This is a genomic window from Bacillus sp. ISL-41 (genome assembly GCF_018613235.1).
Classification (GTDB): domain Bacteria; phylum Bacillota; class Bacilli; order Bacillales; family Cytobacillaceae; genus Mesobacillus.
In genome coordinates, this window is sequence record NZ_JAGGQP010000017.1 from 65,187 (window position 1) to 78,909 (window position 13,723).

The 13,723-nt window shown below is 40.6% G+C and carries 15 protein-coding genes; 9 read left to right on the top strand and 6 right to left on the bottom strand.

Going from position 1 to position 13,723, the window contains the following annotated elements; genetic code table 11:
* Positions 1–234: 234 nt before the first annotated feature.
* Entirely contained in the window at positions 235–777 is a 543-nt protein-coding gene (locus J7I80_RS08440) for a hypothetical protein (protein ID WP_214737497.1), read from the top strand.
* A 54-nt stretch (positions 778–831) separates the two neighbouring features.
* Here the strand turns inward: J7I80_RS08440 and J7I80_RS08445 are convergent, their stop codons facing one another.
* Both J7I80_RS08445 and J7I80_RS08450 read right to left on the bottom strand, forming a co-directional pair.
* Complete coding sequence (locus tag J7I80_RS08445; protein WP_214737499.1) at positions 832–1,668, bottom strand: DUF2785 domain-containing protein; 837 nt, start codon at positions 1,666–1,668, stop codon at positions 832–834.
* 194 nt (positions 1,669–1,862) lie between these two features.
* Positions 1,863–3,284 (bottom strand): VWA domain-containing protein, encoded by a 1,422-nt coding sequence (locus J7I80_RS08450; protein WP_353050093.1) that lies wholly within the window; start codon positions 3,282–3,284, stop codon positions 1,863–1,865.
* A 160-nt stretch (positions 3,285–3,444) separates the two neighbouring features.
* Between J7I80_RS08450 and J7I80_RS08455 the strand changes: the two genes are divergently transcribed.
* Positions 3,445–4,014 (top strand): cysteine hydrolase family protein, encoded by a 570-nt coding sequence (locus tag J7I80_RS08455; RefSeq protein ID WP_483297691.1) that lies wholly within the window; start codon positions 3,445–3,447, stop codon positions 4,012–4,014.
* Positions 4,015–4,039: 25 nt separating this feature from the next.
* On the opposite strand, the gene J7I80_RS08460 is transcribed toward J7I80_RS08455, so the two are convergent.
* Positions 4,040–4,789, bottom strand: coding sequence for a YqcI/YcgG family protein (locus J7I80_RS08460; RefSeq protein WP_214737503.1), 750 nt, complete (start codon positions 4,787–4,789; stop codon positions 4,040–4,042).
* A 203-nt stretch (positions 4,790–4,992) separates the two neighbouring features.
* Here J7I80_RS08460 and J7I80_RS08465 point away from each other — a divergent pair, with 203 nt between their 5' ends.
* Positions 4,993–6,192, top strand: coding sequence for an NAD(P)/FAD-dependent oxidoreductase (locus J7I80_RS08465; protein ID WP_214737505.1), 1,200 nt, complete (start codon positions 4,993–4,995; stop codon positions 6,190–6,192).
* A gap of 129 nt (positions 6,193–6,321) precedes the next feature.
* Entirely contained in the window at positions 6,322–6,711 is a 390-nt protein-coding gene (locus J7I80_RS08470; RefSeq protein ID WP_214737508.1) for a thiol-disulfide oxidoreductase DCC family protein, read from the top strand.
* A gap of 199 nt (positions 6,712–6,910) precedes the next feature.
* Here the strand turns inward: J7I80_RS08470 and J7I80_RS08475 are convergent, their stop codons facing one another.
* The gene (locus J7I80_RS08475; protein ID WP_214737510.1) at positions 6,911–8,233 is read right to left on the bottom strand and encodes a DUF3238 domain-containing protein; all 1,323 of its coding nucleotides are present in this window, start codon (positions 8,231–8,233) and stop codon (positions 6,911–6,913) included.
* Positions 8,234–8,474: 241 nt separating this feature from the next.
* Here J7I80_RS08475 and J7I80_RS08480 point away from each other — a divergent pair, with 241 nt between their 5' ends.
* The 4 genes from J7I80_RS08480 (at position 8,475) to J7I80_RS08495 (ending at position 11,444) form a co-directional block, all read left to right on the top strand.
* On the top strand, positions 8,475–9,404 hold the full coding sequence (locus tag J7I80_RS08480) for a DMT family transporter (protein WP_214737512.1): 930 nt from the start codon (positions 8,475–8,477) through the stop codon (positions 9,402–9,404).
* A gap of 219 nt (positions 9,405–9,623) precedes the next feature.
* Positions 9,624–10,391, top strand: a complete 768-nt coding sequence (locus J7I80_RS08485) for an NUDIX domain-containing protein (protein WP_214737514.1) — start codon at positions 9,624–9,626, stop codon at positions 10,389–10,391.
* A gap of 128 nt (positions 10,392–10,519) precedes the next feature.
* Positions 10,520–11,017 carry a GreA/GreB family elongation factor gene (locus J7I80_RS08490; protein ID WP_214737515.1) on the top strand — a complete coding sequence of 166 codons (498 nt, stop codon included), beginning with the start codon at positions 10,520–10,522 and terminating at the stop codon, positions 11,015–11,017.
* Between the two features lie 43 nt (positions 11,018–11,060).
* On the top strand, positions 11,061–11,444 hold the full coding sequence (locus J7I80_RS08495) for a VOC family protein (protein ID WP_214737517.1): 384 nt from the start codon (positions 11,061–11,063) through the stop codon (positions 11,442–11,444).
* 206 nt (positions 11,445–11,650) lie between these two features.
* Here J7I80_RS08495 and J7I80_RS08500 read toward each other — a convergent pair whose 3' ends face one another.
* On the bottom strand, positions 11,651–11,920 hold the full coding sequence (locus J7I80_RS08500; protein ID WP_214737519.1) for a hypothetical protein: 270 nt from the start codon (positions 11,918–11,920) through the stop codon (positions 11,651–11,653).
* Positions 11,921–12,068: 148 nt separating this feature from the next.
* A complete protein-coding gene (locus tag J7I80_RS08505) occupies positions 12,069–12,935 on the bottom strand; it encodes a PIG-L deacetylase family protein (RefSeq protein WP_214737521.1) in 867 nt (288 codons plus the stop codon).
* A 457-nt stretch (positions 12,936–13,392) separates the two neighbouring features.
* Here J7I80_RS08505 and J7I80_RS08510 point away from each other — a divergent pair, with 457 nt between their 5' ends.
* Positions 13,393–13,620: a hypothetical protein gene (locus tag J7I80_RS08510; protein WP_214737523.1), complete on the top strand. Its 228-nt coding sequence runs from the start codon at positions 13,393–13,395 to the stop codon at positions 13,618–13,620.
* Positions 13,621–13,723: the final 103 nt, after the last annotated feature.

Here is a 13,723-nt window from a genome sequence, read left to right on the forward strand (position 1 = left end):
TGCTAAAACCTGCGTCGCTAAAAAGGCCAAAGCATTGGTGAGTTAAAAAGGAGGAGTTAAAACTGACTGCTTTTATAATATTGATTGGAAGTATTTTCAGTGTCCTGGCGGTTGGATTTGGAGCAAACCTTTGGAATGATAAGAAATAATATTTGTATGGTTTTTTGAAAAATTGGATAAATTTTGAAACTTTTCATAGGTTCCTTCGTATTTAAATGGAAAGGGGGAGAACAGATGAAAAAGTTATCATTTATTCCTATAATCCTTGTACTATTGCTTTTTGGCTGCGAGCAAAAACAAAATGGTGCTCTCGATACGAGTAAACTCGAAAAAGTAGAACAAACCGGGAATGCCACCGAGGAACAGTTGAAAAGAATACCAATCCTATATAATGTACCATCCTTGAAAGTAGGCTTAGATGCTTTGCCATTTGAAGTAAAGCCGCCTAAGGATCTTCCTTTTGACGCCATGCCGCTGAAAATGACCATTGAGGATTTCAAGCACGACGGGAAAGAGTTAAGAGTCGATTTTATGAGTATTTCAAAAAATAAAGATGATGACATTATATTTATGATTTCTGTCCATAACTTTAAAGTAGAATACGCCGAGTCGCTAGGAGAGGAAGTACAAATCACAGAGGGGGTTGCAGGGTATTATAACGGGTCTCTATCGTTTGAAAAAGATGGAATCTATTATAATATTGGCTACAACAATCCTAATATATCCGAAGAGCAGATTAAGGAAGATACCATTGCATTGGCGAAACAAATGTTATAAGTGTAAGAAGAACGCAAAACATGTTTGCGTTCTTTTTAGTCGCCAAAAATCTCTTTAGACTGTGAATTGAGATTTTAAAATACGTTCAATCTCCTGTCTTGTTTTCATCCCTTTGTTTAAAAACATTAGCCGGAAGTAAAGCGATTTTATGAATTGATTTAAATTTGTGTTCATCCGGAAGAAATAAGGGGAATATCCAACTGTATTTTTAATATCCATTACTTTGTTTGATAGATTCGCTATCCACTCTGTTAACAAATTTTCATCCATCCCTTTTTCTAATAGGGCGATTACCGCAAAGATTAGCCGCTCATCTTCTTCATCAATATAAGCTGTTTCTTTTAGGATGCAACCGCCTATTGTATTAAGGCATTCGCTTGCTAAGCGTAAGTCAAATATAGGATGCTTAACAGCCTCTGCCAATAGGTCAGCTCCGTGCGCTATTGAATGGGCCCAGCCTTTATCCTCGACGTACCCTCGAGTATCTTCTTCTTGTTGTAAGTAAAGAATGCTGCTCTCCATGGCTTTATGAACCATTTCTTCCGATAGAAATCGTTCTTCACGGTCCCTGTCTAAAATAAGCGCAATCACAAGGGTAGAAAATGCCCTCGTGAAAACTGAATCATCATCTGTCAGACCAATGTCTTTATATAAGTGGTTTTTGCTAAGGGAGGTTTCGATTAAGTATGTCATTTGTTGATGATTCAAATAACCATCTTTCGTTAAATAATAAAATGATGTGTAAATCAGTTTGTCCCTTAGTACGGGGTCAGTTGAACCGATGTGCTCAACCATCTGTTGAATAAGCTGATTAAGATCCTTGCTCTTAACAGTTTCAGGCTTTTGAAAATCTAATTTTGTCAGTTCTATCTTTAATTGCTCAGCATTCATAAAAACTTCGCATCCTTCGCTTTGGGCTCATAGTGATTTTAGCATATTTGACCTGTGTGAATATCCATACTATCCGAAATTTAATAGTATCTTTCTGATTCATCGCTAACTTCCTAAAGGTGATTCGAAAAACAGCAATCAGATTCGCAAACATCCCAGAATGAAAAAGATGGCCCACATTTGGACCATCTTTTTTACCATGTATCGCCGCGCTCTTTTTTCAGTTCTTTCATTTTCTCCACCCAGTCGTCGACTCTTTGCCTGATTTCCTTGCTCTCGGTGTCTGCTTTTTCGCGATTGGTTTTGCTCATGGTGTAATGGAGTTCTTTCATGGATTCACTTCGTTCAAAGCCCCAATCTCTTAACTCCGAATATTGTTCATCGGTGATCCAGCCATTCTCAGACATGATAGCGGCTGCTTCGATGATCCGGTGTGCTTCCTTTCTTCCGATGGTCCATAACTCAAGAGGGTACTTTTCTGCGACTTTGTATTCTGCAACCATATCCCATCCGTCTGGCGCCAGCGTAAAGGCAAAAGCCAGGTCGAGGGTGGAAGGGAGCCACTCGTACTGGATTGTATTTTTCAATTCCTCAGGGTTGTCAGCCTTGAAGTATTCTCCGTTTCCGGCTTCAGCAACTGCCTTTAACTGATTCTCTGTTTCACCATTTACATCGAACCCTATGATGTTCACCGTACTTTCAGCATTCTTTGCAACCAGGTTCTTGCTGGCCCCAACGGGATCGCCATCACAGGTTTCGGCTCCGTCACTGACAATGTAAATCGTTGTATTGCCATCATAGCTGCTGCTCATCTCTGAGGCCTTTTGGACGGCACCAGCAAGTGGAGTCCATCCTTTGCTATCAAAGGAATCGACTGCTTCGTGGAAAACTTCTTTTTCGTATTTGCCCATAGGATATACTTCTTCAATTCCTGAACAGGAAGCTCCTTTATCGGCATCTGAATCAGAACCTTTATGACCATATACTATCAGTGAAACCTCGCTGGACTGGCCGATTGTTTTGGCAAAGCTTTTTACCGCATCTTTCGCGATTTCCATTTTGACACGGCCATCTGTTTGTTGAAGCATGCTTGAGCTTGCATCAAGAAGAATGATCGCTTTGTCAGAAGCCTTAGTTTCCTCTTCTTCACTTACAGACTTTGTCGGGTCAGGCAGGAAAGGCTCTTCGAAATGCGGTTCATAAGCTTTGGCATTCTCGATAATCTCTTTATAATGAGGACTGGCTAGCAGGGAAACAAGCCCCTTTTTAATTGTCTCTAAGTCAGATGAGCCATTGGCAAGTTCCTCGAGTTTAGCCGGCAGTTTATTTTTTAGCTCAGTGTCCAATTCAGGTGTATTGAAACCAATGTCTTCTATGTCCTTTTCATAGCCCAGATCGCCCATCATCGAGCCAGGCTCTAAGGCCATCAGGCTTTCCTCTGCAACCTCTAAACTTATATTCTTGAAATGTTCAGATTTACTCTGCTTTGTTTCTTCCTTTTTAACGACTTCCTTAACCGGTTGTTCAGCTACGACTTCTTCATCCGGTTCATCACTGCTGCACGCAGAAAGAACGAGTGACGTGAATATCAAGAAAAACAGCGAATACCGTTTCACAAAAATCCTCCTCATCAAGTTTTCGCCTATGTAAAAAACATCTTCATAGAGTTTACCATGATTAGCAATTAGATTTGAAGTAATTTCCATGAAGGATCACAATTATGAGTAAAAAGTCGCTGAATAACAAAAAATGAGCAAAGAATAAGGAGGAATGAGGATGAATTTGATGGAACTGCCAGCGCTGTTTGTTTTGGATGTCCAGAAGGGGTTTGATGACCCGTATTGGGGGAAGCGGAATAACCATGAGGCGGAAGGAAATATCGCCAGGCTATTAACAGAATGGCGGAATAGAAAGGGTCACGTCATCTATACGAAGCATCTGTCACTTGACCCGGCTTCACCATTGCATCACCGTAACCCACTGGGTACTGAATTCAAGGAAGTTGTCAAACCGGTGGATGGGGAGGTTGTTTATACGAAAAACGTGAACAGCGGCTTCATTGGAACCGAGCTGGAATCGTATTTGAAGCAAAACCAGATAAAAACAGTGGTGATCACCGGATTATCTACTCAGCATTGCGTCTCTACAACAACAAGAATGAGCGCAAATCTGGGTTTCAATACATTCCTGGTGTCTGACGCGATTGCTGCGTTTGAAATCACTGACCATATGGGAGTTCTGCATTCTGCGGATTCAATCCAGGCACATGAGCTGGCCACGCTGCAAAAGGAGTTTGCCACAATCATGACCACTGATGAAATCATTACCCAGTTGAATGTACAATAAAGCGCAGGAGCAAGCATCCTGCGCTTTATTTATCGAAGCCAAGGAATTTAAGCACCCTATGGTATGGGCATTTTGATAAGGAACTGTCATCATCCCGGAGGAAGTACTGTCGCCATTCAAAATTATCCTCAGCTCCGTATGTGTTCAGGTCCGGGTGAATTGAAATGGTATCGTAATTCGCTAGCCTTTTTCTCACTTGAGCCTTAATTCTTTGGGCATACTCTTGGGATTTATTAAATTCCTGCAGAACCCAGCGCGGAGTAATCGCAAGCATCATCACGTCAAAATGCCTGCTTTTCCGGTTTTTGTGTGCGGGGGTTGCACAATACATAAAATATTTCTCTCCATTGAAGCAAAATTCCCAGATTGGGTTATGCGGATCTTGAGGGATATCTTCTGGCCACTCAGTTTCATCCAACGCAGTTAACCCCGAAAGATGCTCCCAGAAAATTTGTTCATATTCCTTGACAGGAACATCCTTCATCGATTCAGTTGTCTCATAAAAAATGATCAAAGAAGTATACTTTCCTATCTCCCTTGAATGCTTAGAATAGCTTGTCAGTAAGCTGGCAAGTTCGTTTATTGTTGTTTCCCTTTTAGGATTGCCAACAAATCCATATCGCAGCTGATTCATTGAAAATCCAATCGTTGCCGGGATGCAGGGGAAGGGCTTTTCTTTATCACTCATTTTAGCGAAGAATTTTTCTAGTGCCTGCTTTTCCCAATCCTTCAACTCTCCCAGCGGTGAGGAACCATGTGTATACAAGCCAGTCATCACAGTCACCTCCGATAGCTTCTACACTATATTCAAAGCAGGGAGAATAGGATAGATGTCCCGGGACAAATGGGCAGCCACCCAGAGTTAGTCTAATTTTTTAAAAAATAAATTGAAATATTCAGATAAATTTATTATAATTTTCATAGTGGTAATAGTAATACCTATAAGGGTATATAGGTAAAATCAAATATTCATGGGGGATGGTGTACGAGGTGAAATATGAAGTTGTCATTGTCGGTGGTGGTTCTGCTGGTATATCTGTAGCGTCCCGGCTTGTAAAAGGGGCTCCAGATTTAAAAGGGAAGATTGCGATTGTGGACCCTGCGAAAAAGCATTATTATCAGCCGCTGTGGACCCTCGCAGGCGCTGGGGAGGTTAAAAAGGAAGTAACAGAAAGAGATCAGCAGTCACTCATTCCAGATGGAGTGGACCTGATTCAGGAAGCCGTTACATCAATTGATCCTGATTCAAACTCTCTCACTGCAGGAAAGGGTTTGGAAATTCATTATAACTATCTCGTTATGGCGGCAGGGATCCAGATCAACTGGGACAAAATCAAAGGGTTAAAAAAAGCGATTGGCAAGGATGGTGTCTGCAGCAATTATTCGTACGATTATGTGGATTCTACCTGGGAAAGCATCAAGAACTTCAAAGGCGGAAACGCTATTTTCACTCACCCAAACACACCGATCAAATGTGGCGGTGCACCCCAGAAAATCATGTACCTCGCAGATGAAGCCTTCACAAAAACTGGTGTCAGAGATAAAAGCCAGATTATTTTCGCTTCAGCATCTGACAGTATATTTGCCGTAAAGAAATACGCAAATACACTTGAAAAAGTCATCGCAAGAAAAGAGATTACCACTAAATATAAAATGAACTTAATCGAAGTGGATTCAGTCAATAAACTAGCCATTTTTGAAAATTCAGGGACAGGGGATACAGAAAAAATTCCTTATAGCATGCTTCATGTCGTCCCGCCAATGTCGGCACCTGATTTCATCGCAAAAAGTAAACTGGCCGATGCTGGCGGCTGGGTAGACGTGGATTCGTCAACACTCCAGTCCAGGAAGTATCCAAATGTTTTCGGGGTCGGGGATTGTGCGAACCTCCCAACCTCTAAAACTGGCGCGGCAATCAGGAAGCAGGCACCAGTGGCAGCAGGAAACTTATTAAGCTATATGAAAAAACAACCGCTGAGACACTCTTACGACGGATATACTTCTTGTCCGCTCATTACCGGCTATAACAAACTGGTTCTCGCTGAATTTCTGTATGAAAATAAACCAGCTGAAACCTTCCCATTCGATCAATCGAAAGAACGTTTCAGCATGTATGTACTAAAGAAAAACATCCTTCCTGTCATGTATTGGAAAGGTATGTTAAAAGGGATCATGTAATAAAAAAGCCCAAGAGCCAGCAGCCTGAAATTAACCGGCTGCCGGCTTTTTTTGTTTGCCCCTTTGTTTCATTTTAGCTAAAGTGGATAAATGGTAATATAGAGGTAGGTAGAGTAAGGAGGAGAATCCATGCAACCTGTGATTTTATTTGATGGTGTTTGCAACTTTTGTGATGCCAGTGTCCAATTTATTCTAGACCGTGATGACAAAGAGCTGTTCCGTTTCGCATCGCTTCAGAGTGATGCCGGACAGGAATTGCTGCAGAAATATAATGTACCTGATGATGTGGACAGCATGATTCTGATCGAGAAGGGGAAGGTTTATTATAAATCGTCCGCTGCACTGCGGATCAGCCGCCATTTGCGCGGGGCATGGAAACTGCTTTATGTGTTCATGATCGTTCCACCCCCAATCAGGAATGTTGTGTATGATCTCATTGCCAAAAACCGATTCAAATGGTTCGGACAAAAGGACAGTTGTATGCTGCCGCCGCCTAATGTGCGAAAGAGATTTTTATAAGAAAAGCGGAAGCGCCTTGGTCAGCCCCGACAAGCCTTGGAGGGCCGACCGGTGAAGTCGCTCTTTGACTTCATTGGGCGGACCGAAACGTCTCGAGGGGCTAGGCGCTGGAGCTGGACAATTCTCGAAGTTAAAATTATAAAAATCTGATATTATAAAAGTAAAAACGGAAAAGCTGACGAGCAGCCTTTCTGTTTTTTTAGTTAGTGAAAGTAGAGTAGCGCCAGTAATGATTGGCCATTGGATCTGCCATCATTTCGAGGCCTTTGCTGTGAGCCTGGTGGATGATTTGCCAATTGTCTGTACCTGGCTCTTTAAGATATATCTCATGTTCAGGTGCCTGATCATGGATACCAACTAAGTCGAATTCGTTGTCCTTATAAAAGGTTCCGCAGACATGATAGTCAATGGCAGGGGACACAACGAGTGGATTGCTGACAGAATGGTTCAGGTGGACCTTCACTCTGTCGTCATCTGTAAGCACCTTCTCCAATTGAATTCCTTCGGCAGAAGCGCTCACAGTTTCTATAGGTTCCTGTTCATTGCTGAATGCTTCTGTTTTGCCGGTAGCCTTGCTTAAGAGGGCTGATGGATTTTCAGTGTCGATAAATACTTCTCCCCTGGTCCTGAACTTGGAGGACTCAGGATCGAATGAGCGGTGATCGCCTTTAAAAATCTGGTCCTGTGATGCGGCATTCGGATTTTTAAGCCATTTTTCTTTTAAAAAAGTTGTGTACCTAAGCTGCCAGTTTCCAGGCTTAATTTTTCCTTCCTGCGGGGATTTCAACAATTCCTTAATTGGCCCAATCCTTTTTGTGATGGTGAATTCTTCAGCAGCCGCCATTTCAGTAGAAGAATCTCTCTTGATTACCCCCACCGCATTGGCAATAACCGATTTCAGCTCCCATTTTACCTGATCGGAACGCTGCAATGGCCGTCTGGCTTCGATTCTGTAAGTATGATCCGTATCATTATCGATTTCTTTATCCGTAAATGCACAAGAAGTTACCGTTTCAAGTTTTACGCCATTCCTGAAAATGTTATACTCTGAAACACCCTCGATCGGTTCCCATTCGAAACTGATTTGACCAGGAGTAACAATCGTTGTAATGAGCAAATCCTCAAGAAGGTTCTCTCTTTCCTTGAAGTCCACTGCAGTAGTTGTTTGGATCCGCATTCTGTCCAATACATCGCCATCGTCATCAAGGGTTTCAATACAATAGGTGTAAAGAGTCCCCGGTACAAGGTTTTGGTCCACCAGCCGTGGTTCAACTCCTTTGTAAACAAGTTGCTCGCCTCGATATACACGATAAGGCCTGTTCGTACCCTTCCACTCAAGCTTTATATGTTTTGAGTCCTGCTCAATATTTTGGAGCATCCTTGAGTGGGAAGAAGCGGCAGTCTTGCGCCGGCGATTCCATTTAACAGCATAAAGTGTCCCGGCAATGCCAAGAGCAGCAATAGGTACTATTTTGCCAGTTCGATATTGTTTTAAAGTTTGCAATTGGGTCTGACTATTCATTCATCCACCACCTTCTGTTTTTTTACTATTTACCCAAAGTAATGGCGTTCTAATAGAATGTCTGTCGATTATGGACTGGTAAAATAAGGTGCAGTACTCTAGTTAAGACGGCTATTTATGAATAGCTTTTGTTATTTTTATGGTAATATAATATTTAATGAGATAGACGGTTTCAGATAGGTAAAATTCCGGTCTTATAGAATTACATATATTAAAGACAAAAATTATAGGAGCGCTGGCGATGGAACGTTTAAAAGGAATACTTATGATTGTCATTGGAGCCATGCTCTGGGGGATGACGGGATCGATCATGGAATGGATGCTCGCAAATACTGAATTATCGGTTCCTTTTATACTATCAATCCGGATGATGATTGCAGGAAGCAGTATCCTTATGTTCCTGGCAATCAAAAAGGAAGATATTTTTACAGTAGTGAAAACACCATACTGGCGGAATCAGCTTATTATATTCAGCATTCTTGGAATGGTCGGATTGCAATACACTTTTACGATGGCCATTGAAGCGAGCAATGCTGTCGTGGCAACCTTGCTGCAATTCTCCGCTCCAATTTTTGTTGTACTCTATGTTTCTTATAATCATAAAAAATGGCCGCCGCGCTATCAGATGCTTGGCATCGCCGGTACATTGGCCGGGCTGTTCCTGTTATTGACGAACGGTTCCATAAGCAATCTGCTGGTCAGTCCAGCCGCCTTGCTATGGGGAGTCGCGGTAGGACTAACATTTGCTTTCTATACACTGTACCCGGCTCGCTTAATGAAGGAATGGAGTGTACTGGCCATTGTAGGCTGGAGTATGCTGTTCGGCGGAATTGTTCTGGGAGTAATCAACCGAGTTTGGATGAGCAATGAATGGCTTATTGTAACTCAGCCGAAGATGATTTTTATCATGACAATTTCGATTTTCTTTGGCACACTTGCGTTTCTGCTATTCTTAGGCAGCATGAACTATATTACCGCAGTTGAAACTAGCATTCTATCAAGTGTTGAGCCTTTAACCGTCATGGTCATTTCAGTGATATGGTTTGACACGATGCTCCAAAGCGTCCAGCTGATGGGAGCGATGATCATGCTCATCTTCGTGACCTGGCTGTCAATCGGCGATAAGAAAGCGTCTGTTGAAGGACAAGTTGTTAAGCAAAATAATAGTTAATCATAAGAGCCGCCAACTTTGGCGGCTTTGTTTTTTGGAGGCGTGAATGTTGACTTACTTTGTAGGTGCGACTTTGATCTATTCCTATAGGCAAGATATCAGAATAACCGAATCCTTTGACGTTTCTTAAGTATATTCTAAAAACCGTACCGAACTTTTAAAAAATGAAGGATTTTCTTCATCAATGTGGAAATTAAAGGAAGGGAAGGGGAGCTGAAAATGATTTTTAAAAGAAATACATATAGAATACAGCCTGAAAGATTGAATGAAATGAATCATTTGTTTCATACACATGTTTACCCAATTCATATAAAAAATGGAGCCAAATTAATTGGGCGCTGGGTTAATGATACGAATGAAGAAATTCTGGTTATCTGGGAATATAGCAGCATGGAGCATTATGAAAGGGTCAATAGTTTAATTGAAAATAGTGAAGAGTACCAGGCAACAATGGAGGAGTTAGGCGAAGTTCAAATAGAAGCAGACAAAGATTTCTTGACTTCAACTGCTTCCTATCATCCGCCAAAACATATATTGTCTGTTAGCGGATATATCACAAACAAAGAGGGCGATGTACTCCTGGTCAGGAATTTTCACCGGTCGGATACAATGGAAATGCCTGGCGGCCAGGTAGAAGAAGGGGAAACATTGGAAGAGGCAGTTCATCGCGAGGTATTTGAAGAGACGGGAATAAAGGTGAATTTACACGGTATAACAGGCATTTACCAAAATCTGACGATTGGTGTTACATCTGTTGTTTTCAGAGGTGAGTATCAGTCTGGTGAAACCAGGACAGCTGAGGGTGAAACTTCAGAAGTCTTTTTTACAAAAATAACGAAAGAAAATATTGGACAATTGATTACAAGGGAGCAATTTAGAAACAGGGCTCTAGACGCGATGGATGCGAACTACATCCCATATGAAGTGTTTAGAAAAGGACCCTACGAACTAATCAGCAGGTTTGATGTGATAAAAGAGTATAGTTAATTTCAAACGAATATATTGTTACTCTTTTACGGAGTTTCAGGGTATATTAGAATGGTTGAGGTTTAAACAAAGCTAGAGGGATTACCTTTGATTTGTCGGAGTTAACACTGAATATAGGGGAGAGTAAAATGCCTGTTAAAATCACACCTATGGGAGAGCAGCTGGTCCTAAAACAAATAGCCGATTTGGAACAAGAGCTGAAGCAAGTGAGGATGGATAAAAATATTGCTTTTAATTCTTGCGGGGATGATAAGATTGCTAATCCTAATTTTCATAAATTAGAGCAGGATGAAAGTATATTGGTTGAACGCATTCAGGAGATTCAGCATGTGTATAAGACAGCTGAATTTATTAAGGTTGATGAGAGAAACACTGAAGCAGTAGAGATTGGCTCGATCGTGAAATGCTCTTTTGAGTACTCAGATTTTACGGAAGAAGAAATATATGAAATTGTCGGATATGGCGAGTCGAATGTAGATGAGAACAAAATTTTCTATGATACACCTGTTGCGAAGAAGCTGATAGGCTTAAAAATTGGTGACGAAACGGTGTTGTCAGTACCTTCTGGAAAAGTGAAATGCAAGGTTTTGCAAATGTACAGCGGATGGGAAGAAGCTGAGGGATAAGGTTTAAAGGGTAGAAGTGTAAATCGATGGAGGCGAAAACTTTATGAAAATTATTGTTACTAGTATATTCGTTCAAGACCAAGAGAAAGCACTGAATTTTTATTCGGAAACTCTGGGGTTTGTAAAAAAACATGATGTTCCCGCAGGAGAATTTAGATGGATTACGCTTGTTTCACCCGATGAGCAAGAAGGGACTGAGCTTTTGCTCGAACCGAACAACCATCCAGCTGCTAAAGAGTATCAACAGAAGTTATTTGCTGAAGGCATTCCAGTAACAATGTTCGGCGTTATGGATATACATAAAGAGTACCAGCGGTTAGTGGGAAACGGTGTAAGGTTTACGATGGAGCCGACAAAAATGGGCGAACTTACAATTGCGGTTTTCGACGATACATGCGGCAACCTTATTCAAATAGTGCAGAATTAACTATTTGACAAATTTAAATGTCTTCTATCAAATAGATATTTAATATACGATCGCTTAAATAAACTGGCGTTGATCCATCATCAGGGATCAACGCTTTTTGTAATAAATTACGTTTTTAAAGTTTTAGCGAAAAAGTTGGATGTGTATGAGCAAAATTGTTTGAGAAAAAACTGCCCAATTATGAGCAGCTTAATCTGATTGGGTTATTAAAATAATTGGACTATAAGCATAACGAGAAGTCCGGCTGCACTGGATATTCTTTTTATTTTTCTGTTTGCTGCGGGCTTGATAAAAAGTGAAATAATAAAGCCCAGAGGAATCAGGAGTCCATTGATTTTAAGATTGAAAATTCCCAGGGTATAGTATCCTATCAGTTTAAGGGGTAACCCCAGTTCATCCACATCTCTATTTTGGTTTAGGAAGATGAAAAATAGAGTAAGAAGGATCAGTCCTAATACAGTTATGATAGCATCCACTCAAATTCTCCTTTAAACATAATACTTTAATTCTACCATAATTTACTATTTGGAATGGATGATATTTAAAATTTTTAAGCGCGTAAGGAAACTTACATTTCTCAACAATTCTCTGGATAAGAACATGACATGTAATATAGACTCCTGTTTATTTAGTTTTAACCAAATGATAATACTCCCTATCGAAGATCCGGTAATAAATCCAGGATGGAACTTTATCATGATATGGCTGCACGCTTGCTACGGTTTTCCATTGTGTTTCATGAGCAAGCAGTACTTGTTTGCGTGCAGATGCTTCGGACGCCATTGGAAAGGCGATGGTTGGTTCTGGCAACCCCTTATCCCGGGGGTATCTCTCTTTAAAAGTAGGTGAGAGCTTGAGTGCAAGATCAATCATTGGCTTTGGGAGGGTAGCGAAATAAAGCCGCTTCACAGGAGAATCTTCTTTTTCCATTTCCTCAGTAACGACTTCTTTTGTCAATTTGCTCATTACTACATGGTCAGGAAGTCCATACAAACCGACTACATCATCGTAGGTAATGACAGTTGTCGGCTTATATTGATCGATTAATTCCTTAATTGTTTTCTTGATGTCCTCATGATCCGCATCAGCCAGTCCGCTGTCAGGATAGTCATAGACTTCAAGATGGTCAATATTGAGGATTTCCGCTGATTTCTCTAATTCCTTTGTCCGTGTTTCGGCCAGTTTTTCTTTAGGCACAAGTCCGCCAGTACCACCGGCTTCACCTCTTGTAAAAGTAGCGAGGACAGAGGTAACATCTTTATCTTTATTCAACTTATGGTATGTTCCGGCTATCATTATTTCATCATCCGGGTGGGCAAAGACGGCCATGATCCTTTGAGGTTCACCTTTAGGAAAAAGCTTCTCCGAAACACGGATATCCTCATCGTTCACATAATAGTTAGCATACATAACCGCTCCAGCAACCAGCACCACCAGCAGACCTATAGTTGAAAGCAGGACAACGATCAAAGCTTTCTTCCATTTTTTCATGAAATTACTCCTTTGGAAAGACTATTAATCTAGTATATGAGCTTACTTATGATTCATTACAGAAACAGGAAAATAGGGTTTCAAGTAAAAACGAAAATAGAATCCCTTTAATTAATATAATATTTTTATGTAAACTAGAGTCGGGATTTCTTAGTTAATAAAGTGAACTTCCTAAGATACAGGCTTGTTTTAGATGTAGAATGTTTTTACTACACACCAAAGTAGACTTCTCAAGAAGTATTTCTCTTTTATGCATTCCACGGTAACAGATCAGATAAAAGTACGGTAGTTTAAAATCTGTTTTAAAGGCTATAACAGAATAATGAAAGATACGTGCCAGAGGGCTTCTAGCATATTTTATCTTGAGTATAGTTTAATGTAAAAATATTATGTAAACAATGATAAATAATTGCTTTTTGATTAATATAACAAGAGAAAAAAGTAAAGGAGTTTGTCTATGAAATCTTACGAAATGACCAATATCATAATTGATGACGAATCTTATGGTGAGGAACATGTAACAGTTGAATTAACAATTGAGCAACAGAATTATATCATCACTTTTCAAAAGTCAGATTTGGAGTTGATGAATGCCTGGATTGTGGAGGATGATACAACACTGCCTGCTAACTTGTCTGAGGACATGATGGCCTCTATAAAAGAAGGTATTAAAAAGAAAATCTAGTTCAAGACTGAATGAATATGAAAAGCAAGTTCCTAGATGTACCCTTATGCAGGGTGTTTGCTTCCTATAAGGGTACATTTAGGAGTTAAACGTACCCTTATGC

Bases quoted from the DNA above. Each gene is read 5' to 3' on its own strand.
- J7I80_RS08440 (WP_214737497.1), top strand. From the start codon at position 235: ATGAAAAAGTTATCATTTATTCCTATAATCCTTGTACTATTGCTTTTT.
- J7I80_RS08445 (WP_214737499.1), bottom strand. From the start codon at position 1,668: ATGAATGCTGAGCAATTAAAGATAGAACTGACAAAATTAGATTTTCAA.
- J7I80_RS08455 (WP_483297691.1), top strand. From the start codon at position 3,445: ATGAATTTGATGGAACTGCCAGCGCTGTTTGTTTTGGATGTCCAGAAG.
- J7I80_RS08460 (WP_214737503.1), bottom strand. From the start codon at position 4,789: ATGACTGGCTTGTATACACATGGTTCCTCACCGCTGGGAGAGTTGAAG.
- J7I80_RS08465 (WP_214737505.1), top strand. From the start codon at position 4,993: ATGGTGTACGAGGTGAAATATGAAGTTGTCATTGTCGGTGGTGGTTCT.
- J7I80_RS08470 (WP_214737508.1), top strand. From the start codon at position 6,322: ATGCAACCTGTGATTTTATTTGATGGTGTTTGCAACTTTTGTGATGCC.
- J7I80_RS08475 (WP_214737510.1), bottom strand. From the start codon at position 8,233: ATGAATAGTCAGACCCAATTGCAAACTTTAAAACAATATCGAACTGGC.
- J7I80_RS08480 (WP_214737512.1), top strand. From the start codon at position 8,475: ATGGAACGTTTAAAAGGAATACTTATGATTGTCATTGGAGCCATGCTC.
- J7I80_RS08485 (WP_214737514.1), top strand. From the start codon at position 9,624: ATGATTTTTAAAAGAAATACATATAGAATACAGCCTGAAAGATTGAAT.
- J7I80_RS08490 (WP_214737515.1), top strand. From the start codon at position 10,520: ATGCCTGTTAAAATCACACCTATGGGAGAGCAGCTGGTCCTAAAACAA.
- J7I80_RS08495 (WP_214737517.1), top strand. From the start codon at position 11,061: ATGAAAATTATTGTTACTAGTATATTCGTTCAAGACCAAGAGAAAGCA.
- J7I80_RS08505 (WP_214737521.1), bottom strand. From the start codon at position 12,935: ATGAAAAAATGGAAGAAAGCTTTGATCGTTGTCCTGCTTTCAACTATA.
- J7I80_RS08510 (WP_214737523.1), top strand. From the start codon at position 13,393: ATGAAATCTTACGAAATGACCAATATCATAATTGATGACGAATCTTAT.